The organism is Novipirellula galeiformis (genome assembly GCF_007860095.1).
Classification (GTDB): Bacteria; Planctomycetota; Planctomycetia; order Pirellulales; family Pirellulaceae; genus Novipirellula; species Novipirellula galeiformis.
Window position 1 is genome coordinate 43,489 of the sequence record NZ_SJPT01000008.1, and the last position, 24,321, is coordinate 67,809.

Here is a 24,321-nt window from a genome sequence, read left to right on the forward strand (position 1 = left end):
ATGGGATCGGCGGTTTGCCGCACACCGGTTATGCGGGTTAGGTGTTTTGTAGCGACAGCGCGGAGTTGGCGTTCCGCGTTGGCATCCGCTGGAGCTCCGAATTTTGGCTTTCGGGAGCATCGGTGAGAGTTTGCTTGATTCGCGCAAACTCGGCTTCCAGTTTCAGAAAGGCCCGCACCATATCAGGGTCGAAATGCGATCCGGAGCCTTCGCGAATCAATTGGACGGCCTTTTCGTGGGAAAAGGCCGTCTTGTAGACGCGGTGGCTGGTCAGGGCATCGTAGACATCGGCGACCGCCACGATCCGCCCACAAAGCGGAATCTCTTGCCCGGACAAACCATTGGGATAGCCGGTTCCGTCCCAACGCTCGTGATGGGTCAACGCGATTTGGTACGCCATATTCAAAACGGTCGCCTCGGGATGCGCTTCGGCGACCGACTGCAGCGTATTCGCCCCAATCTTTGCGTGTTGGGTCATGATCGCGAATTCCTCGCGTGTCAGCCTTCCCGGTTTCAGTAGGATGCGGTCGGGAATGCCCACCTTGCCAATGTCATGCAGGGGACTGGTTTCGTAAATCGATTGAATATAGATCCCATCAATGATTTCTTGATATTCAGGCCAACTCGAAAGCTCGATACAGAGTGCGCGGCAATACTCACGGATCCGCTCCAGATGGCTGCCCGTTTCGTTGTCGCGACTGTCTGCCAACTTGGCGAGCGCGAAAATCATCAACTCGCGACTCTCCTGTAACAACAGACGCTCGCCCGCACGAATTCGCATCAACAACTCACTGGGGCTGAATGGCTTGGAAATGTAGTCATCGGCCCCTGCATTGAGCCCTTCGACGACATTTTCCGTGCCACAGCGGCCGGTCAACAGAATCACATAGGTGTAGTCGCACGAATTGCGACTGCGAATTTCACGGCACAAATCGATTCCGTTCATCCGCGGCATTTCGATGTCGGAGATCACGATTCGGTACTTGCCCGTGCGCACGTGCTGGATCGCTTCCACCCCATCGGACGCCATCACCGAAGAATAGCCGAACTGGGTTAACGCATGACAGAGCGTCTCGGCCGCGATCGGGTCGTCATCGACGACCAGAATATGAGTCGATTTTGTCGGTAATTTTAGTGTCATTTTCCGTTCCTACCCTTTTCGCTCGCGATATCGGGAAATTCATCACTGACAAACTTTTGAACCTCGCGGTGCAATGCTCGCAGTTGCTCAACCATCTCGAGCAATTCGGAGACCGAGTCGCTGTGGGCGCGGATCTCCAACTCGGCGGCGATTTCGGCTACCCGTTGTGACGCCATCGTTTGAGCGGTTCCCTTGTGCCGATGGGCAATCGAGGCAACGGAGTCTTTGTCCCCTAGCCGTACCGTCGATTCGATCAGGTCGTATTCCTCGGGACAGGTTTCCACAAACCGATGAAGCATGCGTTTGGCCATCTCGGTGCTGCCCATCATCCGCCGAATCAATAGTTCGCGGTCAATGATAGGAGCGTGAGAATCGGATGTGAATGTGAAGGTCATGGGAATGTATTTAGAAAAATAGGCTCAGCGACTTTCCTTGGTCAGCGTCATGGGAAATCCTTTCTGGTACCTAAACGCTAGCTCTCGCTTGTCGATGAACACGCCATTATTACCGATTTCTTTGCCAAACTCAGGCTCTGGGTGGCCCAACCCCCCGGCGGTAAGTGCCGTAAATACGCAGGAAATCGCGTTAATTGACAAAACCAGCCGGCGGGTGCGGTTTGCCGCCCCTTGAAGCGCAAACGGGGTGGGCTGCGGGATTTAGTACCAATGGCTGGCCCTGGTGGAGGTTGCCGAGTTAGCACGGGTGGTGTGTTGGCCCTCTCCGCAATGGAGCGGTCCAGCACACGAGTGCAGCCCGCGATTAAATCAGGGGGAGTCCGCAATTTTTTTCGATGCTGGGTTGGGCACTTGGGTCAAGTTCAGGCAAAATCGAGCTCCTCGGTTTCGATCGGCGCGGAGGCGAAACACGACTCCGCCGTCGAGCTCCGAATGTCGCTATCGGACAATGGGTTTCGCTCTACAATGGGTGAGGCTGCTACGATCTGTCATTCTCTCCAAAAATCTAGCGTTCTGATGCAACTACCGGTTATCAATCAATCCGACAGCAATCCTTCCGTGCCCGCGATGCCGCGTGACTACTTGTCAAACTTGGCGGCGGGTGGACGTGCCCCAACCGGGCCCGTGGCTGCATTACCGTTGCCGATGTCGATGGAAGAGGCTCGCCAACGCGGCTGGGACGAGCTCGATATCGTGTTTGTCACCGGGGATGCTTATATCGATCACCCCAGCTTCGCGATGGCCATCTTGGGACGCACGCTGGAAGCGGCCGGATATCGCATCGGGATCATTAGCCAACCGGATTGGCGAAGCTGTGAGGCGTGGACTCGCTTCGGTCGGCCGCGATTGTTTTTCGCAATCAGTGCCGGAAACATGGACTCGATGATCAACCACTACACCGCGAACAAAAAGGTTCGCAACGACGACGCCTATTCTCCGGGCGGTCGCATCGGTTTGCGTCCGGACCGCGCAACCTTGTCGTATTGCCAACGCGCTCGTGAAGCCTACAAAGGGGTTCCTGTGATTGCTGGGGGCGTCGAAGCCTCGTTGCGACGATTGGCTCATTACGATTACTGGAGCGACAAGGTCAAACGATCGATCTTACTCGATTGCAAAGCCGACTTGCTGGCGTTCGGAATGGGCGAAAATGCGATCATTGAAATCGCTCGCCGACTCGAGGCGGGGGAAAACGTCAAAGCGTTGCGTGACATGCTCGGGGTCGCCTACGCGCTGGGGGCATCCGAGTCGGTTCCCGAAGATGCGTTGACCCTTCCTAGCTTTGACGAGGTCACCAGCGACAAGGTCGCCTTTGCCGAAGCCACGCGGATCATCCACAACGAAACGAACCCTCATAACGCGCGCCGGTTGGTGCAACAGCACGGCACCCAAACGATTGTCTGTAATCCACCTCAACCGCCGATCTCCGAAGCGGCGATGGACCAGATCTATGGGCTGTCCTACACCCGGCGACCGCACCCGAGTTACAAAGAAGCGATCCCGGCGTACGAGATGATCAAGAACTCGGTCACGATCATGCGGGGATGCTTTGGGGGCTGCACTTTCTGTTCGATTACCGCCCACCAAGGCCGGATCATTCAATCGCGCAGCAAGGAATCGGTGCTCGGTGAGATCGCGAAGATGACCGAGGACAAGTCGTTTACCGGCGTGGTCAGCGACATCGGTGGCCCGACGGCTAACATGTACCAGATGAATTGCACCAAGCCCGAGGTCGAAGCCGTTTGCCGGCGCCAATCGTGTGTGCATCCGAAAATTTGTAAACTACTCGGTGTCGATCACACCCCGGTGATCGAGTTAATGCGTGAGTCGCGGAACCTTCCCGGGATCAAAAAAGTGCTCGTCGCCAGCGGGGTGCGGATGGACTTGGCTCGCACCTCTCCGGAGTACTTGAAGGAGTTGACCGCACATCACGTGGGAGGGAAGCTGAAGGTTGCGCCGGAGCATGTGGACGCGGGCGTCTTGAACAAGATGCGTAAGCCAAAGAACGATGACTTCGAGCATTTTACCGAGATCTTCAAGGAAGAATCCAAGCGGGTTGGCAAGAAGCAGTTCATCGTGCCTTACTTCATCGCATCGCATCCTGGCAGCGATATCCGTGCGATGATTGAATTGGCTTTGTTTCTTAAGCGTAATGGCTACAAGCCGGACGCGGTTCAAGACTTTATCCCGGCGCCGTTGGATGTCGCGACGACGATGTACTACACCGGTTTGGACCCGTTTACCAAGCAACCCGTTTACATTGCCAAGGCGATGAAGGAGCGGAAGACGCAACGAGCGTTGATGCAGTTCTTCAAGCCCGAGAACTATTTCGAAGTCCGCGAGGCGCTGCGTTCGGTTGGTCGTACTGATCTGATCGGCGATGGTTGCGATGGCTTGATTCCATCGAAGCCACCCCAGGAAGCGATCCGAGCTCGGCGTCAAGACGCGAACAAACGGTTTCGCGGCGATTACGTGCACACGATTGGCAAACCGGAAGCGTCCGGAGGGCAGGAGCAAAAGAAGGGAAGCAAGAAGAAACGCCGAGACCGCAAGAGCACCGGCTATCGTCCGGACCGTCGCGGGGCAAACTAACCACTACTCGTAGTGGATCTTGCTAAAGATCACTAACCCAATCGTCATCTCGCCACCGCGAGGCTGTTCGAACGTGGCGACCGAACATCGTCCCACAGGGATGGCGGCTTTGGCCATGGGCGTGACGCCCAATGGCTACATCATTTCGCCACTTCGTGGCTGAATTGCGACTCATTCCCCCACCTCCGGCAAGGCAAAGCCCAGCTTTTGCAGACGACCGCGGATCGCCGCCTGCAGTTTTTCGGACTCGTGAAATTAAGTGGCTAACTCGCGGACGGGGCTCTCCATCTTTTTGGCGAGGGGGACGCCAGCGTCTTCGACCTCTTCGGCGCACGGGGTGCGACCGGGTGTGAGCTTAGTCCCGAAGGGACGGCATGTTGTAGCCACGGGTGCAAACCCGTGAATGCGAGAACCAACGCGATCGCGAAGCCCTGAAGGGGCGACATGAATTGATGGCGTGATGGTTCCTGTCGTCCCTTCGGGACTAACGGGATTGAATGGATTCGTGTTCCATGGGCTGACGCCCATGGCTACAGCATGTCGCCACTTCGTGGCTGGGTGAGCGACAATCATTGAACGATCTCCTGCTCGAAGACGTATCGCACATCGAAGTCGATATTGTGCTTTTTCAATATGTCGAGGAACTCTTCCTCAAACGTCTTCTTTCGATGATGCTCGGCTTGGTTGGCGATGTATTCAGAAACCGATGGCATCTGTGATTCACTGACTGAAAATGCAGCGTATCCTGATTGCCATTCAAACTTTCGCGAAACATCTGGCCGCTCGTTGATCCACTTCGATGAATTCGATTTGATCTTCCGCAATACATCTGAGATGGCGACCGTTGGACTCAGCTTTGCCAACAGATGTACGTGGTCTTCAACGCCTCCGATCTTCAACAACGTTCCTTGCTGGCCCCGTACAATTCCGCCGATATATCCGTAGAGGTCGTCCTGCCAATCGGGGCGAATCGTTGGCTTTCGATATTTCGTGCTGTAGATGATGTGGAACAAACGGTTCGTGAATGTGGACATGATTAGGCTCCGCTTCCTATCGTCCCTTCGGGACTTTGAACTCGGGTGGGATTCGCGTTCTATGGGCGTGACGCCCATGGCTACAGCATGTCGCCACTTCGTGGCTGTGGGCGTTACAACGCACTGCATCTCCAGTGTATTATCGCTGCCGCCGGGACAAGCTCGACGGCAGGATGCCCATGCTCGTGAATCCAAGATGATTCGGTGACCTTTGCGGTTCAGCGTTTCTTTCGGAAACTCAAGGTGTAAGGCCGGACGCGGGGCCACTGGCACTAGGCGTGCTGCGACCGGGTTTCTCGGGGCGCGCGATGGCAACGTGCAAATTCAGCGTCACGAGGCCCTCCCCGGCAATCTCGCTGAAGGCTCGATTGCCGGCCCTCCCAGCGCTCTTGGGAGGGGGAACCACGTTGTTGCAGCCGACTGCACCCTTTAAATCGGACGACTGTCCGTTGGTGCAGTAGCAACAGGTCGATCGAAACTCTACAGATCGAAGTCGTCCAAGGAATCGATCAGACGGTCCAGCGAGTCCTTGGGCTTGTTGGCATGTTGTTGCTGCCGCTTGAGCAATTGGTCGTCGATGCCGACGGTGTCACGGCCTGCTAATAACAACTGCTCGTCGCGTTCGCGCGCCGCCGTTGCAATCGGATCATCGTTGCCGGTAGGAGCACCGAACAATTGGGATAAATCGATCTTGAAACCTTCGTCTCCCTCGACCTCGGCACCGGCGATCGCAGGCGCTTTGTGTTGCGGGAAAATGATCGCGTTTTCCGGGCACACGCGACTGCACGCCGGGCATCCTTTGCGACAATTGTCTGGCTGCTCAACGAGGATGTTCTCGACGCCGTCGATTCCGTAAACGCCGAATAAGCAAAAGTCGACGCATTCCATACAGTTCGTGCAGCGGCTGTAGTCGATCACGGGATACCAGCGACGCGATGTCGACTCTTCGACTTCAACGAGCTTGCCACCCACGATGGGAAGACTCGTCGACGACGAGGGGCGTTCGGCTTGAGGGGCGGCGGGCTCGATGATCCGCTTCATCTCCCTTAGAAAAGGAGCCGCGTCTCCAGCGAGTTTCAAGTCAATGCAGTGAACCAAGCGATCCGGACGCGGATACAAATCGGTGACGCGATCGACCGCTGCGGGTGACTCGGTCGATTCACCGTCGGGGGCGGCCGTGGACTCGTCTGAGTCCTGTTCTCCCGCACCTTGCTCGGCATCACCGATCTCCGATCCACCCCATTGCCCTTGGATGCCGTTGCGATCGAGCACCCAATGGGCCGCGCGCGAATAGATCCAAGAGAATACGATCAAGTGGCCCTCGGCGTCGGCCAGACGTTGATACGCCTCGCTCGTTTTGGACAAATCGTAGAGATGCGGCACCACTAACACATCGACGCCTTCGATGTGCGTCGCTGCGTCAGTGATTTGCTGCTCGATCGCCCGTTTCTGAGGGTTCCGCGATTGGCCTCGCGATACGACAACGGTGTAGGCGGCTCTCTCGGTCGCTGAAATCATCGTGGTTTCGTGGGGGTTACAAATCGGCGGGAGGGAGGGGAGGTGTTACCAGTTCAAGGGCCCCAGCCATGCCTGCTTGGCTTGGGCCAGATCGACGCGGAGCGCGTCCCCGGCATTGGACTTGATCGCCAGTTGACTGGAATCGTCTATTGTACCAAGACGCGTTGCCGAAACACCCGCTTTGGCGAACCGATCCGCAAACGCTTCGGATTGATCGCTTGGCACTTCGCACAGGAAGCGGGTATTCGATTCGCTAAACATCACCTCGGTTGCCGAGAGCCCGGAAGCGTTGCAGATCGAATCGATATCCAAGCTCATGCCGAGTCCGCCGGCCATCGCCATTTCGGTTGCCGCGACCGCCAAGCCGCCTTCGCTCAAGTCGTGGCAGGAGCGGATCAATCGCTCGTTGATCGCTTGGTGGACCGCCGCAAAGGTGGTTTTTGCCTTGACGGCATCGACCGTTGGCACTTGGCCTCCGGACAACCCGAGGGCCAGCAGCAGGTGCGAGCCGCCGAGTTCGGACTTCGTCTCGCCGACCAAGAAGACGGCGTTTCCGGCCGCTTTGGCATCCATCGTGACGGCGTTGGCGACATCGTCGATTTGTCCCATCGCACTGATCAGCAAGCTGGGGGGGATCGCGATCGTTTGGCGTTGACCGTCCGCATCGTTGTAGCTGAACTCGTTGTTCAAACTGTCCTTGCCACTGATGAACGGGGTGCCGAGCGTGATCGCCATGTCTTGGCACGCGATGGCCGCACGGACAAGTGAACCGAGCGTCTCGGAGCGATCGGTGTATCCCCAGCAGAAGTTATCAAGGATTGCGATCTTCGTCGGATCGGCTCCCACGGCGACGGCATTTCGCATCGCTTCATCGATCGCCGAGGTGGCCATGTGATAGGTATCAAAATCACCGTAATGAGGATTCATGCCACACGAGATCACCAAACCACGACGACTTTGTAAGCGTGGTTTGACGACGGCTGCGTCACTCGGTCCATCGCATAGCGGTCCGACCAACGGTTTGACAACGCTGCCCGCTTGGACTTCGTGATCGTATTGACGGATGATCCAGTGTTTGCTGGCCACATTGTAGCTGCCCATGATTTTCAGCAGCGCGTCGGCGTGCCCGGCTGTATCGAGCGATGGCAATGCGACCGCTTGCGTGGGCGCGGGATGGTAGACCGCGTCACGAATGATCGGGGGACGTCCCTCGTGCAAAATGTCCATCGAAATGTCGCCGACCACGTTTCCATGGTAAGTCAATTGCAAGCGTCCGGTTGGCACGAACCGCCCCAGCACTGCCGCTTCGACCCCTTCGCTTTCGCAAAGCTCACGCAGCTCGTCCCACGATGCCTTGGGGACCGACAGCACCATTCGCTCTTGCGCTTCGGAAATCCAAATTTCGGTATACGTCAAGCCTTCGTATTTCAAGGGCGCCTTGTCGAGCCAGACTTCGGCGCCGATCTTTTCGCCCATTTCGCCAACCGCACTCGAGAATCCTCCCGCGCCACAATCGGTCACCGCGTTAAACAGTCCGCGGTCACGCGCCTGGAGCAATACGTCGAGCACCATCTTTTCGGTGATTGCGTTGCCGATTTGGACAGCACCGCCGGAAAGCGATTCCGATTCACTCGTCAATTCCGCCGAGCTAAACGTGGCACCATGGATCCCATCGCGTCCGGTGCGTCCACCGATGGCGACAATCAAGTCATCGGGTTGAACTTCCTTTTCTTCCATGCCGACAGGAATGATGCCGACGTTGCCACAATAAACCAGGGGATTGCCGAGATAACGACGATCGAAGTAGACCGCGCCGTTGACGGTGGGAACTCCCATCCGGTTGCCGTAATCACGCACCCCGGAAACGACGCCCTTCATCACACGACGAGGGTGCAACACGCCCGGTGGCAAGCCGCTCGGATCGGTGTCTGGTGGCGCGAAACAAAACACGTCGGTATTGCAAATCGGCTTGGCTCCCATGCCAGTCCCCATCGGGTCACGAATGACGCCTCCGAGTCCCGTATTTGCACCCCCGTACGGCTCCAGCGCCGACGGGTGATTGTGGGTTTCGACCTTGAAACAGATATGGTATTCGTCATCGAAGGTAACGATCCCCGCGTTGTCCTTAAACACGCTGACGCACCAATCGTTCTCGGCAAGCGTTTTGCGGATCGTTTGCGTGGCCGCAAAGATCGTTTCTTTGAGCATGTTTTCGTATTGACGCTCATCGGCTTCGGGCGTTCCGTCGGCTCCGGGGCCGCGATAGTGAATTCGGCCGGCCAGTGTTTTGTGGCTGCAGTGCTCGGACCATGTTTGCGCGATCGTTTCGAGTTCGATATCGGTCGGGTCGCGTCCGAGTTCTTCAAAGTGATCGCGAATCGTTTGCATCTCGACCAGCGTCAAATAGAGCTGGCCTTCGCGCGAGAGCGTTTCGAGTTGCTCGTCACCGAGTTGACGAATCGGAATCGTCTTCAGTTCGAACGCGCTTGCCGAGCCGACATCGAGTTGGTCCATCTCTAGCGGCCCCACAACAACTTGCTCCACCGAGTCATTGGAAAGGGCGCGGCGGCAAATCGAATCGAGTACGGAGTCCCCGACCTCGTCCAGCCAAAATTTGCGCATCGTCCGCACGGCATCGACGTTGAATCCAATGTCCTTGGCCGCCGCAATCGTGCTGGCCGCAACCGGGTCCATCACTCCTGGCTTGGGTAACACGTTGACGAGCGTCAAGTTATCGCCGGGCGGTTCATTCAGCACGTCTTGGCCGGCGATCGCTACCACGGCACGCTCGGTGACGGCATCGACGAGCAGTGTGTTGGCCAATTGGACCGCTTCGCCGTGTGCGAAGTCACCTTGGATCAAAAAGCTTCGCGCAAAATCGATGTCCAGATGATCGTGAAGCCCGAGCTCATGGATCTCTTCGGTGGTTCGTTTGGCTTCACGATCGACTTGACCTTCGGCCGGATAAATATCAATTTGCCAAAGCGGCATGGTTGCGTTTCCAATCGTTCAAAGTGAAGTAGGTTCTGCGGAGCAGACGGAGTGTTGATCCTGCGATGCTTAAAACGAATCTCGAATCGTTTTCGCTTCCTTCAGCCATCGAAGCAAGCTGGCATCGTCGTGGGTGCGAATCCATGCACGTAAGTCTTCAATCGATCCTGCGAGATGGGCAAGTTGTTCGTCGATCGCGGTGCGATTCTCTTGGCAAATCGCCAACCACATCGCGGGGTCACCGGCTGCGACACGCGTGATGTCGAGCCATCCGCTGCCCACCAGATTCGCCGAATCTTGGTTAATCAATTTTGCCACCGCCGAGGATGCCAAGTGTGGCACGTGGCTGACGGATGCCAAGTGGGTATCGTGATCTTCGGGGCTGAGCGTGACAATCCGTCCGCCGGTTCGCCGCCAGAAATGGTCCGCCAAATCGAGTTGTCGCTTTGGCGTTTGCTCGCTGGGGGTGAGCACAATCACCTTGCCGACGAACAAGTCGGCCGTGGCATGTTCGGCGCCGGTTTTTTCACTGCCCGCGATCGGGTGGGCGGCGACAAACTTGGCGCTCGCCCCCGCGTCGCGGAGCACCGCTTGCACGATCGTGCGTTTGGTGCTGCCCACATCGGTGATCAAGCAATCCGCTTGAGAAACCTCGGCAGCTCGAATCACGCTGGCGGCAACGAGGTCGACCGGGGTTGCCACGACGACGACATCCACGTCCTGGCACCCCTGTTCGATCGATTCGGCCACCGAATCGATGATCCCCAGCTCGATCCACCGCTGGCCCTTTTCGGCACAACGCACGACACCGACGACATGCACCCCCGGGACGGTTCGACGAATCGAACGTGCCACGCTGCCACCAAGCAGCCCCACGCCGACGATCGCGACACGAGCGGGCCAAGAATCCGAAAGTGAATCTGGGGTCGGGGGCAATGCAGTGTCTTCGTTTCGTAGCGTTTCCGGTGAATGTTTAGCACGTCAAGAGCGTCTCTTGGAGTCCGCCATCCGCGGACTCGCAAAAGCGGAGATTCGCGGATGCAATGATTTAAGGATGATGGGGGCATCACCCCAACGAAATCGGCCTCGCCGCGTCCCGCTTTGTTTCACGCGACTTGTCGCGGTCGGTGTCCGCTTCGCTTACAGGGTTGGCAATTTGTGGCCGAGCTTTTCGCGTTTGGTATTGAGGTACTTTTGGTTGTGCTCGTTGGCCGCGGAAACGATTGGAACTTGATCGACGACACGCAGGTCAAAGCCACGCAGGTTGAATGCTTCCGTTTTCTTCGGATTGTTCGTCAACAAGCGGACTTCGCTGAGACCCAAGTCCTTCAAAATTTGCAATCCGATGCCATAGTCACGCATGTCGGCTTTGAAACCCAACGCGTGGTTGGCTTCGACGGTGTCCATGCCGTTGTCTTGCAGTGCGTATGCCCGAATCTTCTGAGCCAATCCGATACCGCGTCCCTCTTGCGGCAGATACACCAACGTGCCTCGGCCTTCCTTGCTAATCGTTTCGAGCGCCATGTGCAATTGGTCGCCACAATCGCAACGCAGCGATGAGATCAAATCGCCGGTAAAGCAACTGCTATGCATTCGCACGAGTGGCGCCACGGCTTCGTCGTCAGAGGCTTCGGTCAAGTCACCGTAGACCAACGCGATCGGTTGTTGGTCTTCGTATTGGACCGAGTAGACAATGATTTTGAAGTTACCGTATTTCGTCGGCAGCTCCGCTTCGGCCGCACGGCTGATCAGCTTTTCGCTGACGCGTCGGTGGGCGATGAGTTGCTCGATGCTAATGATCTTGAGGTTGTTTTTCTTGGCGATCGCGGCCAACGAATCGCGTGAAGCCCGATCCCCGGTTTCGTCGAGCACTTCACAAAGCACTCCGGCCGGATGAAGCCCCGCCATGCGGGCGAGGTCGATCGAGGCTTCGGTGTGTCCGGCTCGACGCAAAACGCCCCCTTCTTTGGCCAGCAAGGGGTAAACGTGCCCCGGGCGGACGAACTCGTTGGCCGTACAACTCTCGTCGGTCATGCGAAGAATGGTTTCGCTTTTCTCCCTCGCGGTGATCCCCGTTCGCGCCGACCGGATATCAATGGGGGTCATGAAGGCTGTTTTCAGCGGGGCATCGTTTTGAGCCACAATCGGCGAAATCTCGAGCCGTTTACAAACCTCCGGCAGTACCGAGACGCACAATTGGCCTCGACCGGAAAGCATGAAATTGACCGTTTCGGGGGTGGCCTTTTCCGCAGCACAGATGAAATCGCCCTCGTTTTCGCGGTCTTCCGCGTCAACGACGATCACCACTTCGCCTCGATTGATGGCATGGACCGCTTCGGGAACGGTGTTAAGCTCGATGGCCATATTGAACTTTGTACGAGTAAGACGACGAACCAAGGTCGACAAGTCCGTATTATACGATTGTCGGTGCAAAGCTCCCACCGCCCCAAATTACAGGTTCTCTCGTTTTCTTGCCTTCGTTTGAATTGGACTTTTGCTGGCCATTTCGATGTACCACGCCATTATATTCCTCCTAACCCCACCCCAAGTCGCCCGCCACATCGCGTACCCACTGCGATTGACGCGCCCAACGCGATCGGTATTGCGCACTGGCCTACGATCCGGCATCGGATTAGCCCTGCTGGGGATTTCAGTGTTCTGCGGCGACGGCTCCCAGGCGGCGCCCCCGAGCGAACCGCGAAAGACTCAGGCAGTTGAGGCTCAGGCGGTTGAGGCTCAGGAGCCCAAGCTGCCCCCAAAAACAGAAGCAGCCCCCCCGGGGGAAGACTTGGCGGCCTCGCAGCAACCTCGCGTGTTTGCGAACCAGCGATACCGCCCACGGGACGATGACGACGATGACAAGGGGCTTTGCGATCTGATGCTTCCGGCCGCGGAACAGGCTCCCGAGGGGGGCTTCCCCACCGTGATCATCGTTCACGGGGGCGCGTGGATGAGTGGCGACAAATGGGCCACCCAAGGTTACGCCCGCGTTTTGGCCGATCGCGGCTACGCCACGATCAATATCAACTATCGCTTGGCGCCACGTCACAAATTTCCCTCCCAAGTCGACGATGTGCGCGAGGCGCTCGTGTGGGCGTGTGAAAATGCGAACCGGTTCTCGCTTGACCTCCGCCGTCTAGGGCTGTTTGGCTATTCCGCGGGCGGGCATCTGTCGCTTCTGGTTTCGCTCATTGGCGATGAATCGATTGAAACAAAACTCGCCACAAGCGATTGGCCGCATGATGATCATCGTTGGCGAAAATTGCCGGCGATCCATGCCGTTTGTGTCGGCGGACCGCCTTGCGACTTTCGTAACTTGCCACCACAGAACACCGGACTCGCCTATTTCTTGGGAGGTTCACGCAGTGAAAAGCAACGTGTCTACGAAGCCGCCTCTCCGATCGTGCACATCTCCGCCGCAGATCCTCCCGTGCATCTGATTCACGGCGATCAGGATTCGATTGTGCCCATTCAAAACAGTCTGCGATTTCGCGACAAGGCCAAGGCCGCCGGCCTTGTTTGTGAATTGACAACGATCGCGGGCCAAGGGCATTTGATGACGTTTTTGAATCCGCAAACGAGCAACGCGATGGTCGAATTTTTTGATCAGAACTTGGCAATCCCGTAGCGTGGCTTCGGAGCGGTTAGATGCATTCGCCCAATGCGGCCAACAAGGTGCGGACATTTCGCTTCGTTGCCGAGTGTCCCATCAATCCAATACGCCACGCCTTGCCCGCGAAGATGCCCAGTCCCCCGCCAATCTCGATGTCGAATTCGTTCAAAAGTCGGCTTCGTATCGCTGCATCGTCGATCCCCTCAGGCAGCGCGACACAATTCAACGTGTGCAGCGAATGCTGGGGGATATAACAAAACCCGAGGGCTTCGAGACCTTCGCGGAGCAATAAGTGCATCTCGCGATGACGAGTGATGCGATTTTGTAATCCTTCTTCAACGACGATGGCCAACGATTCACGCAGCGCGTAGATCATGTTGATCGGAGCGGTGTGGTGATAGGCGCGGCCTCCGTCGCCGGTGTAATAGTTCTTTAGCATCGAAACATCGAAGTACCAGCTTTGGACCTTTGTCTTTCTCGCATCAATGCGGGCGATCGCGCGATCGGAAAAGGAAACGGGCGATAAACCGGGGGGACAGGAAAGGCATTTCTGGGTTCCCGAATAAATCGCATCAATGCCCCACTCATCCACTTTTAGTTCATGACCTCCAAGCGAGGTGACGGCGTCCACCACCAACAACATCTTGGCATCGTGCACGATCTCGGCCAAACCGCTCAGGTCTTGATGTGCCCCGGTCGATGTTTCCGCATGAACGATGCCAACTAATTTCGCTTTGGGATACTTTTGCACCGCTTCGGCGATCGCTTCCTTGTCGAACGTTGCTCCCCACGGGACTTCGATCGTGTGAACCGTCGCCCCACAACGCTCCATGTTGTCCTTCATCCGTCCACCGAAGACACCATTGATGCAAACGATGACCTCGTCACCGGGTTCGATCAAATTCGTAGCGATCGCTTCCATGCCGGCCATGCCGGTCCCCGAAACGGGGAACGAAAGTAGGTTTTTGGTTTGGTAGACCTCACGAATCAATTGGCATGTTTCATCCATATACTCGATGAATTGCGGATCGAGATGTCCAAGCGTCGGAGCACTCATCGCACGCAAGATCCTTGCCGGCACCGTGCTTGGCCCAGGCCCCATCAGGATGCGTTCACGAGGATTCAGCGGAGCGAAGGGGGAAGTCGGCATCGGGATGTCTTCGAGATTCGAGGGAAAGAGTCGAGGGAGAAGGAGAGCCCGAAAAAGGAGGGGCGCACAACGTCGAGGCCCCTATCTTATCGATTTTCTCTCTACCATTCGACTCGAGTTTAACGCCAGTCGTCATTTGCGCTGTAAAAGACGTCTCTGCGGATCGCAACTTGGGTGCGAGCGAGCGGCAATTTTCTTTGATTGGCACCCGTACTGCGCGGGCACCTCACGCGTGGTCGAGGTATGATGTCCCACTGAAATCCCTCCATTGCCACCTGCCTCCTTTAGGATTCCATCGATGAAATTGCAGCTGTGTGCCCTGTTCGTGTTGCTTGTCGCCGTTTGCCCGGGCGCGTTGTTTGCTCAACAACGCCTCGACCCTGTTCCGCTGATTTTTGACACTGACATCGGCAATGACGTCGACGATGTCTTGGCACTGGGCATGATCCACTCGCTCCAATCTCGTGGCGAATGCGAGTTGCTGGCTGTCACGATCACGAAGGATCATGAACTTGCGGCACCGTTTGTCGACGCAGTGAATACATTCTATGGTCGCGGAGACATTCCGATCGGCGTCTGTCGCAGCGGCGTGACCCCAGCCCCAGGGAAATTCAATTTACTCGCCACCCAGCGTGATAATGGCAAGCTCCGTTATCCACACGATTTGACCTCGGGCAACGATGCTCCCGACGCCGTGGCGGTGCTACGGAAGTCGCTTGCCGATGCAAAGGATGGTTCGGTCGTGATTGCTCAAGTCGGTTTTTCTACGAACCTTGCCAACTTGTTGTCGTCAAAAGCGGATCGCGTCAGCCCGCTCTCCGGCGCCGAATTGATCAAACAGAAAGTGCGTTTGTTGTCGATCATGGCCGGTGGTTTCACCAATGGCCGCGGGGAATACAATCTGATCAAGGACATTCCGTCCGCCAAGGTCGTTGTCGCCGATTGGCCCACGCCGATGGTATGGAGCGGATATGCCGTTGGGTTGTCACTGGCCTATCCTCACCAGAGCATCCTGCGTGATTACGGATACGTCGAGCATCATCCCCTCGTGGAAGCCTACATGCTCTACCAACCACCACCGCATGACCGGCCCACGTGGGATTTAACCAGTGTGTTGTACGGGGTGCGGCCCGACCACGGCTACTTCGAGTTGTCCGAGCCTGGGCAAGTGCTGATCGCCGATGATGGGGTGACGACGTTCAAGGCCGCTGCCAATGGTCGCGATCGTTATATTTTGGTTCGCGATGATTTGCGATTCAAAGTGCTCGAGGCGTTGCAGTTGCTTTCGAGTCAACCGCCGAGCAAATGAGCGTCGCCGGATGTCTCCGGCATCCGCAGCGACCCGCGTAAAATGTCACCCGACGTCGGAGGCGTCGGGTGACATTTCGCTTGGAGGACGCGTTAGGCTTTTTCGAGCAAGTCAACAAACGCCCGCATCCATGCCGGATGGGCGGGCCAAGCGGGCGCGGTGACGAGGTTGCCGTCGACGTGAGCCGAATCCATCGTCGCGGCTGGATCGATGTACTGGCCGCCGCTCAGGGTGACTTCGGGGCTGCATGCCGGGTAGCAACTGCACTGGCGTCCTTTTAGAACGCCAGCGGCCGCCAAGAGTTGTGGCCCATGACAGATCGCCGCGACCGGTTTGTTGGCGTCGAAAAAATGACGCACCAATTCGAGGACGTTCGCGTTGAGTCGGAGGTATTCTGGTGCCCTTCCGCCGGGAATCACCAGCGCGTCAAACGAGGCCAGGTCCACGGCGTCGAAGTCGGCGGTGATCGCGAATCGATGGCCGGGCTTCTCCGAATAGGTTTGGTCGCCGTCGAAATCATGGATCGCCGTGGCGACGGTGTCGCCGGGCGATTTGCCGGGACAGACCGTTGCCACGTCGTGGCCAAACGTTTTTAGGATCTGGAGTGGAACCATCGCTTCGTAGTCTTCGACATAGTCGCCCACGAGCATCAAGATTTGTTTACTGACCATAACGTCCAATTTGCTGAAGAGGGGGGGACTTAAATTCAGCTGAAAAGCTGAGGCGTTCGCTGTGCCCATTTAATCATCCGAGCTCCCATCGTGCCATTGGTGGCGAGATTTCGCCTTAAAACCGGTGTAATCCGCTCGTTTTGAGTTTTCATCCGGATGATTTCGGCGATCGTTCGCCATCGCGGAAATCAGCGATTAGAATAAACGAGACTATTCTCGTTGCTCGTCCCCTCATTTTTTGAGCTAGGTGTCCGCCGTGCGCATGCCCTCCGGTTTTCGCTTTTTCAGCAATCTGCTTCCTGTTTGCCTGATCATCTCGATGGGGTTCACGGTGTCAGAACCTCGGGCCAGCCATGCGGCCGATTTTTTGACCGCCCAGCAGGCCAGCCAATTGGGGTTGGTCGAGGCGTGGCGGCGGCAGACCGAAGTGCCTGTGGGGGCTAAATCGATCGTCGATCAGCAGTTGTTTGTGCATGCCGAGAATCCACATGAGTACGTGGAGGTTGTGGCGATTGAGAAACAGCCGGCTCCCGCGAACGAGAAGGCTGAGGCCGATGCGCCGAATCCGCCAGCCCCAGTTGCCGCCGACGCAGAAAATGCTTCCGCAAACGTGATCGTGCGAATTCCTACCGATCGTGTTGACGCCCACGGTAACGCGATCGGCAAAGCCGAAGCGGAGCGTTTGGCTCGCAATGAGCTTCGCCGCTTAAAGCGACGGGGCATCGAAGGCAAAATCGAAACGCGAATTGTTTCCCGCGTTCGTCTGTACACACTGGGCAACGATGGAACGTTGGAGTGTCGTGATGCGGAAACCGGGGAACCGGTTTGGATGGTGCGGGTTGGCACCGAGCGACTTGGCTACAAAGCGATCGGCGTCGGAGAGCACTTTGTGACCGTCATTAACGGTGGTAACCTCATCAAAATTGACGCCCTCAACGGCGAGATGATCCAATCGGTTCGCACGGTCAATATCCCTACGTTGGGAGCCATCAATACCGGCGACTTCGCCGTGATCGCTACGATCCAAAACGGAATCGAGGGCTATCCCCTCTTTGATCCCTCGCGATTGCCGTTTCGCGAACGCGTAGCTGGACGCGCCTTGGCGCTGCCCACCAAAGTCCCTGGGTCCACTCGAATTGCCTGGGGAACCGACCAAGGGTTTGTGTATTGCATGGAATCCGAAGGGGAGCCCTCGGTGATGTTTCGCTTGAATACCGATGGTGTCATCAATGGGCGCATCGCATCCGCCAGCGGAGGTCGATTTTTCTTTGGTTCCGACAGGGGGCAAGTCTATGGTCTCGAAGCAACGCGAACCGGCAAAGTGCTTTGGAGCCGCCCCTACGGTGAACCCTTCTATGACGAGCCGCTCATCGCCGGTGAGCAATTGTTAATTCGTACCACGTATGGAAGTCTGTATTCGCTCAGCCTCGCTGATGGCATCAGTACATGGCAAGACTTTGCCCCGAACGTTGATAAGGTGGTGGGGGCGATCGACGGCAAAATCTATGTGACCACGCTCAGCGGCGGCTTTGCTGCCTTGGATTTGAAAACTGGCAAGCCACTTGAGATGTTTTCAGGGATTCGCCCTGAGGTGTTGATTCGCAACATCATGACCGATCGGATGTACCTTGTCGGTCGTACGGGGACGGTGCAATGCTTGCGCGGCATCGATGCGGACCTTCCCACGATCAGGGAAGGTTATGGCGTTAGTACTGCAGCGCCTGAGAAGAAAGACGAGAAGAAAAAGGAAACGAAGCCCACCGAACCTGCTGACTTTGGCGTCCCGGCTGGGAATGACCCGTTCGCCGCGCCAGGTGCTGATCCCTTTGCCGCGCCGGGAGCTGATCCGTTTGCCGCCCCGGGCGGTGCCGATCCGTTTGGCGGAGATCCGTTCGGCGGAATGTAAGCGTTCCCGTCGTGGATCTTGCTAAAGGTCCTTCCTGCCTAAGCAACTAGGCAGGAATGATTCGATGTAAACCGAATCTTGATTCGGTCCCTCGTTGACGCGTCGGGTTGTAAAAAACTCGCAACTTCGTCGCTTATGCGTCGTCCGATGAATCCAACGGCTTGATCTGGTCGTTGCCGTCTTCCATCTCTTGGATATAGCGACGCAATCGCTCTAGCTCGTCCTCGGTTCCCTTCAACTTCAACATGTTCTCGACTCGCTTGACGAGTTCGACTTTGTTGACTGGTTTGCTGAGGAAGTCGTCCGTGCCTGCGGCAACCGCACGCTCGATGTCACCGAGTTCGTTCAGCGCCGTGACCATCAATATCATCACCCGGCTTGTCGCCGGATTGTCTTTGACCTGCTTACAGACCTCAAAGCCACTGAGCTTCGGCATCATCACGTCGAGCAGGACTAGGTCCGGCTCAAACGACTCGATCTTATCCAGCGTGTCTTGACCATCGACGGAGGTTTCCGTGTCACAGTCGACGCCAATCAAGTAAGCCTCGAGCAGTTCTCGGTTCGCAATGTTGTCATCAGCAATCAGAATGCGGTGCATGGCGTTTTCAGAATCGTGGACGATGTTCGAGAGAAGTGTGACAACCCGTCGTTGGGTTGCCACGGATAGAATTGCCGATTGCGTGCTTGATCCGCACTAGGCGGTGGCGTGGTCGCCTGCAGGAACGGGAAAGCTCTTGCAAAGTTCGCGGATCTCGTTGCGAATCGATTGATGCATCGATGCATCGTCCGAATTCGACAACGCTTGATGGATCCAGCCCCCGATTCGCTTCATTTCATCGGTTCCCATTCCGCGAGTCGTTAACGCGGGGGTGCCGATGCGAATGCCCGAGGGGTCCATCGGCTTACGCTGGTCAAACGGAATCATGTTCATGTTGACGGTGATGCCGCATGCTTCGAGAACCGCTTCGGCTTTCTTGCCGCCCAATCCAACCGCGGTCACATCGACCAACATCAAGTGGTTGTCGGTGCCGCCGCTGACCAACGGCAATCCCGCAGCCATCAAGGTCTCGGCCAATGCTTTGGCGTTCACCACCAAGGATTTGCCGTACTCTTGAAACGCCGGTGTCATCGCTTCGGCGAAACAGACCGCTTTGGCCGCGACCATGTGCATCAGCGGGCCGCCTTGGGTGCCCGGGAAGACATTGCGGTTGACCAGCTTCAAGTGTTCTTTCTTGCAAAGGATCAAGCCACTGCGTGGGCCACGCAGCGTTTTGTGCGTCGTTGTGGTGACATAGTCGGCGTACGGCACCGGGCTGTTGTGTTGCCCCGAGGCGACCAGGCCAGCGTAATGAGCCATGTCGACCATCAATTTGGCACCGACATCGTTCGCGATTTCTGCGAAACGATCGTGAGGGATCTCGCGGGGATACGCACTCGCTCCGGCAACGATCAGCTTGGGTTTGTGCTCGCGAGCCAGTTTGGCGATTTGATCAAAGTCGAGGCGGTGGTTTTTTGCATCCACCCCGTAGCTGTGGAAATTGTAGAGCCGGCCGCTGATATTCAGCTTCATGCCGTGAGTCAGGTGGCCGCCCTGAGCTAGGTCCAATCCGAGAACCGAGTCGCCGGGCTCTAAGCAGGAAAGGTAGACCGCGGTATTGGCTTGCGATCCAGCGTGCGGTTGAACGTTCGCTTCCTCGGCGCCGAACAGCTTTTTGGCTCGTTCGATCGCCAGCGATTCGGTCACATCGACATGCTCGCAACCACCGTAATAGCGGCGTCCGGGGTAGCCTTCCGCGTATTTGTTCGTCAAAACGCTGCCCGCAGCCTGCATAATTGCCAGGCTGGTGTAGTTTTCGCTCGCGATCATCTCCAACCCGTCCTGTTGGCGGGTGGCTTCGGCTTGGATGGTTTCCCAGATTTCAGGGTCTTGCTGCTGCAGCCAATTCATGAGTTTTTTTAGGGGGGGAGAAGGATAGAAGTGAGCTTGCGATCTTCGCACCACGGCGGCCACGATTGTCGACCGCAGAACGCAAAGCGTCAATGTCGGGAAAAGCAGGGAATTAGTGCAAAAACGGAAATCCCAGGCGTTTTTTGCCTGTGCAATGCTGAAAACACTCTCCCTTTAGGGAGGGGCGGCCGCGTTAGCGGCCGGGGAGGGTTGGTGGCGCTGAGCTTGGTGGCGCTGAGCCTGGCACGTTGCACCCTAACACCACGGTGCCTCACCCAGAGCCGGCTATCGCCAACTCAGACCTCCCCAGCGGGGAGGTGAAGTCCATGTGCGCCAAACCGTGCGCCGGAGCTGTCTACGACAGCAGTTCGGCGGCCAGTTCTTTTTTGCACGCCCCGATGACTTGGCCAATCAATTGGTCCGCTTGTTCACCACTGAGCGTGCCGTCGTGCAATTGCAATGACACCGACATCAAGACGCGTTTGCGATCCTTGCCGTCTTTGGCCTCGTCGCGATACGTTTCACAGTAGCGAACGCCCGCCAGCTCATCGCCCACCGCCGCCCGGACGACTCGTTCCAACTCGCTCCAGCGGACCGATTCGGCAACCACAAAGTTCAAATCGCGTTCGACCGACGGGAACATGCTGACGCTCTGTTGTTGAGGAACGAGCGAGGCAGCCTGCAGCAGAGTCGGTAGCGAAAATTCGGCGGCAACGACCGGTGCCGGTAACTTCCACGACTTCAGCACCTTTGGATCGACGATCCCGAGGTAGCCCACCATCCGCGTGCCACAGCTGACCTCGACCACGGCGCCCTTGGCAAATCCGCTTCGCTCGATCGCTTTGACTTGCACGGCATCGGCGATGCCCATGCGTTGGCACAGCGTTTCGATCGCTCCTTTCATTTCCAAGTAGTCGCAACCCGAAACCATAGCCAACGAGTATTGCTCGCTCGGCAACGCTTCGTTGCTTTTTTGTGGCAAGTAGATGTGCGCGATCTCGAACAAGTCCGCGTGAATGCTGGCCGAAGCCCAGTTGTTCGCACGCCCTTCGAGCAGGCTGGGGATCAACGAGCGGCGGAGTGTGCGAGCTCCCTTTAGCATCGCCGTTTCGGTTTTCAACGCTGCCAATTCCGTCCACGGGCTGAGCGATTCGTCAAGCTTGTTGGTCACGATGCTCGGCGTCATCGCTTCGGAGTACCCCGCGCTGGTCATCACCAAGCGAACGCGTTCCATCGCGACATCAAAGTCTCGTTTGCTGCTCGGTGCGACGGGGATCGGAGCATCTTCGGGGATGTTCTCGTAACCATGGATCCGCGCCACTTCTTCGATCAAATCGGCCTCGCGTCCCAAGTCATGTCGCCACGACGGCGGCACATACGTGTCGCTACCACTATCGTGCTGGCAGCCCAATTTCACCAGAATCCGCTCGATCTCTTCACGATCGATCTTGATCCCTAGCACGCGTTCGACTTGGCTCAGTCGCAACGTGACGGGCGCGTTCGGCGTGATCTCCGGCGCAGTGTCGATAACGCCCTGAGCCAATTGGCCCCCTGCGGTTTCTAGGATCAATTGACAAACTCGGCGGCTCGCCCAATCGACGCCGACGGGATCGACGCGGCGTTCGAAGCGGTAGGACGATGGGCTTTGCAATTTCAATTTACGAGCCGCACGGCGGACCAGTAGCGGTGTGAAAACCGCAGCTTCGATCACGACGTCGCTCGTCGCGTCATCGACTTCCGAAACCGCACCGCCCATCACGCCGGCGACCGCTTGAGCTGACTTGGCGTCCGCGATCACGCACATCGCTTCGTCGAGTTCGTAGTTGCGATGATCGATCGCTTCGATCGTTTCCTTTTTCGCCGCTTGGCGGACCACGACTTTCTGCTCCGCGATTTTGCTGTAATCGAAGGCATGCAGCGGCTGGCCGCACTCCATCATCACGTAGTTCGTGGCGTCGACGACGTTGTTGACCACACCGATGCCGACCGCCTTGAGGGCGTTGGCCATCCACTCGGGACTTGGTCCGACCTTGATCCCTTGGATGACTCGGGCGGTGTAGCGAGGGCAAGCTTCGGTGTATTGGTTTTCGACGCTCAACAGCGATTCGATTTTCGGCCCCGATTCGCTGAGCTCAATTTCAGGCGTTTTGACGTTCAAGTCGTACAGCACACCAATTTCTCGGGCGACGCCGAGATGTCCCAGACAATCGCCACGGTTGCTGGTCACTTCCAGATCGATCACGACGTCACCGTCGACGGTGGTGGTTTCTTCGTGGTTCAGCCCTGACAAACTCAGGCGGAGAGCCAATTCTTCGTGGCTCATCGGCAGATCGAGGTAGCGGGAGAGCCAATTCCAAGAAACGAGCATCGTGGTAGCAGTGGGGTAACAGGGTGAACGCGAGCGAACGAGACAGGCAATAGGTTATCCAATGGGACGATTTCGCAAAACCGATCGTCTCGTTTTCCTGTCCGGAACACCGTTTCGGTGCGATTTCGAAACCCTCCGGTTAGCAGAGCGGGGCAAGCCGTCCGGTCGCAGCGAGCAAAACGTTTAATTTTGACCGGGCGACCTGTGCCGCTCCGCACCGAGCCTGGAATCAGGGAAAATTTCACAACCAACTTCCGCAACAATCCGGGCTAGCGAGAACGAGCGTATTGGATTAGCATCTTCAGAACGTTGATTCAAACGTCCCGAACGCGAAGGGAAAGACACTTGTCTTCCCCGCCGTCGAGGGGGCGTTAACGACGAATCACGGGCCGTAGCGAAGCCTGGATATCGCGCCACACTGGGGGTGTGGAGATCGCTGGTTCAAATCCAGTCGGCCCGACTATTTAAAACGCCGTAAGTCTTTGTTTAATAAAGGTTTACGGCGTTTTTTCGTTAGTGTATTAAACTCGGGGGGAATTCCATTTAGCGCTGAACTAGAGCGTTGTCCCTGCTGGTTTCATGGAGGCAACGGAAACCGGAGGTCTCGCCCCCATTTTTAGACTCGGCGGAGCGCTGGCAGCCATTTGGCAAATGGCGTGATCCCGTTTCGGAACGTCCATTCGAAAATGACCTGACCCAGGTTCCTTGGTTTCCACCTTGAGGTCCTAGTCTCGACCGTCGAAAGCTTGCTGCAATTCGGCAATGTCCAATTTTTTCATCGTCCAAAGCGATTCAAGCATTCGCTGCAACGCTGCTGGATTGTCGCTGGCCAGCCATTGTTGCAGCGGTGCCGGAACGATTTGCCATGACATCCCGAACTTGTCTTTTAGCCAACCGCAAGCGGTTTCGGAGCCGCCGTCCGCGGTAAGGTTGCCCCACAGCGTGTCGATTTCGTCTTGAGTATCGCACCATACGGCCAATGAAAACGCATCCGTGAATTTCCAATCTTGCCCCGCGTTGAGGGCAACGAAGTGCATGCCGCAGAGTTCAAATTCTACTGTCAGCACGGAACCGTGCTCTGGGTTTTTGACCGTCCGTACCATCTTCGAATTGGGCAATGCTGAGACGTAAAACGTCGCCGCCTCTTCGGCGCGATCGAAGTAAGACAGGAACGGCGTAATTCTTTGTTGGATTTGCACTGAGGGCTCCTAAGTAAGCGAATGAATGCCGAACGTGTTGCCTTCGGTATCGGTTGCCAATGCGATAAATCCGTATGGGCCGATCGAACTCTTGGGCTTGCCGATTTTGCCACCCGCGGCTTCGACGCGTGAAGCTTCGATGTCACAATCAGCGGATGAAAAGTAAATCAGGGTGCCGTTGCCGTTCGGTGCGAATCCGTCCATCTTGCATAGCGCACCGGAGGCTCCGCTGGCTTCCATGTCCATGGGAAAGGCCAGCATTTCGATGTCCTTGGTGGGCGAATCCAAGCGGGTCAATTCAATGCCCAGCACCGTTTCATAAAATTGCCTGGCGCGGTCCAGGTCTTGAACGTAGATTTCAAACCAACCGACGGGATTGTGATTCATGAGATTGCTCCAATTGTTTGTGTCGTCTTAAAGCCCGATGAA

The 24,321-nt window shown here is 56.8% G+C and carries 18 protein-coding genes and 1 tRNA gene; 5 read left to right on the plus strand and 14 right to left on the minus strand.

The genetic code is table 11. The features are described from left to right. Positions 1-37 precede the first annotated feature (37 nt). Positions 38-1,141 carry an HD domain-containing phosphohydrolase gene (locus tag Pla52o_RS19820; protein ID WP_146596377.1) on the minus strand — a complete coding sequence of 368 codons (1,104 nt, stop codon included), beginning with the start codon at positions 1,139-1,141 and terminating at the stop codon, positions 38-40. Beyond that, a complete protein-coding gene (locus Pla52o_RS19825) occupies positions 1,138-1,536 on the minus strand; it encodes an Hpt domain-containing protein (protein ID WP_146596378.1) in 399 nt (132 codons plus the stop codon). The genes Pla52o_RS19820 and Pla52o_RS19825 overlap by 4 nt, the downstream gene beginning before the upstream one ends. A 576-nt stretch (positions 1,537-2,112) precedes the next feature. Between Pla52o_RS19825 and Pla52o_RS19830 the strand changes: the two genes are divergently transcribed. Further along, positions 2,113-4,185, plus strand: a complete 2,073-nt coding sequence (locus tag Pla52o_RS19830; protein WP_231612495.1) for a YgiQ family radical SAM protein — start codon at positions 2,113-2,115, stop codon at positions 4,183-4,185. Between the two features lie 569 nt (positions 4,186-4,754). Here Pla52o_RS19830 and tnpA read toward each other — a convergent pair. The 5 genes from tnpA to ribA form a co-directional block, all read right to left on the minus strand. Beyond that, positions 4,755-5,219: an IS200/IS605 family transposase gene (gene tnpA / locus Pla52o_RS19835; protein ID WP_146596379.1), complete on the minus strand. Its 465-nt coding sequence runs from the start codon at positions 5,217-5,219 to the stop codon at positions 4,755-4,757. A gap of 480 nt (positions 5,220-5,699) precedes the next feature. Next, positions 5,700-6,737, minus strand: coding sequence for an ATP-binding protein (locus Pla52o_RS19840; RefSeq protein WP_146596380.1), 1,038 nt, complete (start codon positions 6,735-6,737; stop codon positions 5,700-5,702). 45 nt (positions 6,738-6,782) lie between these two features. Further along, complete coding sequence (gene purL, locus Pla52o_RS19845; RefSeq protein WP_146596381.1) at positions 6,783-9,728, minus strand: phosphoribosylformylglycinamidine synthase subunit PurL; 2,946 nt, start codon at positions 9,726-9,728, stop codon at positions 6,783-6,785. 69 nt (positions 9,729-9,797) lie between these two features. Beyond that, complete coding sequence (locus Pla52o_RS19850; protein WP_146596382.1) at positions 9,798-10,664, minus strand: prephenate dehydrogenase; 867 nt, start codon at positions 10,662-10,664, stop codon at positions 9,798-9,800. A gap of 204 nt (positions 10,665-10,868) precedes the next feature. Further along, on the minus strand, positions 10,869-12,092 hold the full coding sequence (gene ribA / locus Pla52o_RS19855) for a GTP cyclohydrolase II (RefSeq protein ID WP_146596383.1): 1,224 nt from the start codon (positions 12,090-12,092) through the stop codon (positions 10,869-10,871). Between the two features lie 145 nt (positions 12,093-12,237). Between ribA and Pla52o_RS19860 the strand changes: the two genes are divergently transcribed. Further along, on the plus strand, positions 12,238-13,356 hold the full coding sequence (locus Pla52o_RS19860; protein WP_146596384.1) for an alpha/beta hydrolase: 1,119 nt from the start codon (positions 12,238-12,240) through the stop codon (positions 13,354-13,356). A gap of 16 nt (positions 13,357-13,372) precedes the next feature. On the opposite strand, the gene Pla52o_RS19865 is transcribed toward Pla52o_RS19860, so the two are convergent. Beyond that, entirely contained in the window at positions 13,373-14,491 is a 1,119-nt protein-coding gene (locus Pla52o_RS19865; protein WP_146596385.1) for a pyridoxal-phosphate-dependent aminotransferase family protein, read from the minus strand. A gap of 298 nt (positions 14,492-14,789) precedes the next feature. On the opposite strand from Pla52o_RS19865, the gene Pla52o_RS19870 reads away from it, so the two are divergent. After that, positions 14,790-15,800 (plus strand): nucleoside hydrolase, encoded by a 1,011-nt coding sequence (locus Pla52o_RS19870; RefSeq protein WP_146596386.1) that lies wholly within the window; start codon positions 14,790-14,792, stop codon positions 15,798-15,800. 92 nt (positions 15,801-15,892) lie between these two features. Here the strand turns inward: Pla52o_RS19870 and Pla52o_RS19875 are convergent, their stop codons facing one another. Continuing rightward, positions 15,893-16,471 (minus strand): DJ-1/PfpI family protein, encoded by a 579-nt coding sequence (locus Pla52o_RS19875; RefSeq protein ID WP_146596387.1) that lies wholly within the window; start codon positions 16,469-16,471, stop codon positions 15,893-15,895. Positions 16,472-16,802: 331 nt separating this feature from the next. Here Pla52o_RS19875 and Pla52o_RS19880 point away from each other — a divergent pair, with 331 nt between their 5' ends. Beyond that, on the plus strand, positions 16,803-18,377 hold the full coding sequence (locus tag Pla52o_RS19880; protein WP_197169381.1) for an outer membrane protein assembly factor BamB family protein: 1,575 nt from the start codon (positions 16,803-16,805) through the stop codon (positions 18,375-18,377). A gap of 133 nt (positions 18,378-18,510) precedes the next feature. On the opposite strand, the gene Pla52o_RS19885 is transcribed toward Pla52o_RS19880, so the two are convergent. The 3 genes from Pla52o_RS19885 to pheT all read right to left on the minus strand — a co-directional run bounded on the left by Pla52o_RS19885 (position 18,511) and on the right by pheT (position 22,693). Further along, on the minus strand, positions 18,511-18,975 hold the full coding sequence (locus tag Pla52o_RS19885) for a response regulator (protein ID WP_146596389.1): 465 nt from the start codon (positions 18,973-18,975) through the stop codon (positions 18,511-18,513). 96 nt (positions 18,976-19,071) lie between these two features. After that, positions 19,072-20,325, minus strand: a complete 1,254-nt coding sequence (locus tag Pla52o_RS19890) for a serine hydroxymethyltransferase (protein WP_146596390.1) — start codon at positions 20,323-20,325, stop codon at positions 19,072-19,074. Between the two features lie 355 nt (positions 20,326-20,680). Beyond that, a complete protein-coding gene (gene pheT / locus Pla52o_RS19895; protein ID WP_146596391.1) occupies positions 20,681-22,693 on the minus strand; it encodes a phenylalanine--tRNA ligase subunit beta in 2,013 nt (670 codons plus the stop codon). A gap of 385 nt (positions 22,694-23,078) precedes the next feature. Between pheT and Pla52o_RS19900 the strand changes: the two genes are divergently transcribed. Further along, positions 23,079-23,153: transfer RNA gene (locus tag Pla52o_RS19900), tRNA-Pro, on the plus strand. Positions 23,154-23,418: 265 nt separating this feature from the next. Here Pla52o_RS19900 and Pla52o_RS19905 read toward each other — a convergent pair. Both Pla52o_RS19905 and Pla52o_RS19910 read right to left on the minus strand, forming a co-directional pair. After that, on the minus strand, positions 23,419-23,892 hold the full coding sequence (locus Pla52o_RS19905) for a VOC family protein (RefSeq protein ID WP_146596392.1): 474 nt from the start codon (positions 23,890-23,892) through the stop codon (positions 23,419-23,421). Between the two features lie 9 nt (positions 23,893-23,901). Then, positions 23,902-24,279, minus strand: a complete 378-nt coding sequence (locus Pla52o_RS19910; protein WP_146596393.1) for a VOC family protein — start codon at positions 24,277-24,279, stop codon at positions 23,902-23,904. Positions 24,280-24,321: the final 42 nt, after the last annotated feature.

What these genes read in the sequence shown, in the direction of transcription:
- purL (WP_146596381.1), bottom strand. Translation starts at nt 9,728, where the DNA reads ATGCCGCTTTGGCAAATTGATATTTATCCGGCCGAAGGTCAAGTCGAT.
- Pla52o_RS19890 (WP_146596390.1), bottom strand. Translation starts at nt 20,325, where the DNA reads ATGAATTGGCTGCAGCAGCAAGACCCTGAAATCTGGGAAACCATCCAA.
- Pla52o_RS19860 (WP_146596384.1), top strand. Translation starts at nt 12,238, where the DNA reads ATGTACCACGCCATTATATTCCTCCTAACCCCACCCCAAGTCGCCCGC.
- ribA (WP_146596383.1), bottom strand. Translation starts at nt 12,092, where the DNA reads ATGGCCATCGAGCTTAACACCGTTCCCGAAGCGGTCCATGCCATCAAT.
- tnpA (WP_146596379.1), bottom strand. Translation starts at nt 5,219, where the DNA reads ATGTCCACATTCACGAACCGTTTGTTCCACATCATCTACAGCACGAAA.
- pheT (WP_146596391.1), bottom strand. Translation starts at nt 22,693, where the DNA reads ATGCTCGTTTCTTGGAATTGGCTCTCCCGCTACCTCGATCTGCCGATG.
- Pla52o_RS19830 (WP_231612495.1), top strand. Translation starts at nt 2,113, where the DNA reads ATGCAACTACCGGTTATCAATCAATCCGACAGCAATCCTTCCGTGCCC.
- Pla52o_RS19910 (WP_146596393.1), bottom strand. Translation starts at nt 24,279, where the DNA reads ATGAATCACAATCCCGTCGGTTGGTTTGAAATCTACGTTCAAGACCTG.
- Pla52o_RS19825 (WP_146596378.1), bottom strand. Translation starts at nt 1,536, where the DNA reads ATGACCTTCACATTCACATCCGATTCTCACGCTCCTATCATTGACCGC.
- Pla52o_RS19875 (WP_146596387.1), bottom strand. Translation starts at nt 16,471, where the DNA reads ATGGTCAGTAAACAAATCTTGATGCTCGTGGGCGACTATGTCGAAGAC.
- Pla52o_RS19885 (WP_146596389.1), bottom strand. Translation starts at nt 18,975, where the DNA reads ATGCACCGCATTCTGATTGCTGATGACAACATTGCGAACCGAGAACTG.
- Pla52o_RS19870 (WP_146596386.1), top strand. Translation starts at nt 14,790, where the DNA reads ATGAAATTGCAGCTGTGTGCCCTGTTCGTGTTGCTTGTCGCCGTTTGC.
- Pla52o_RS19820 (WP_146596377.1), bottom strand. Translation starts at nt 1,141, where the DNA reads ATGACACTAAAATTACCGACAAAATCGACTCATATTCTGGTCGTCGAT.
- Pla52o_RS19840 (WP_146596380.1), bottom strand. Translation starts at nt 6,737, where the DNA reads ATGATTTCAGCGACCGAGAGAGCCGCCTACACCGTTGTCGTATCGCGA.
- Pla52o_RS19865 (WP_146596385.1), bottom strand. Translation starts at nt 14,491, where the DNA reads ATGCCGACTTCCCCCTTCGCTCCGCTGAATCCTCGTGAACGCATCCTG.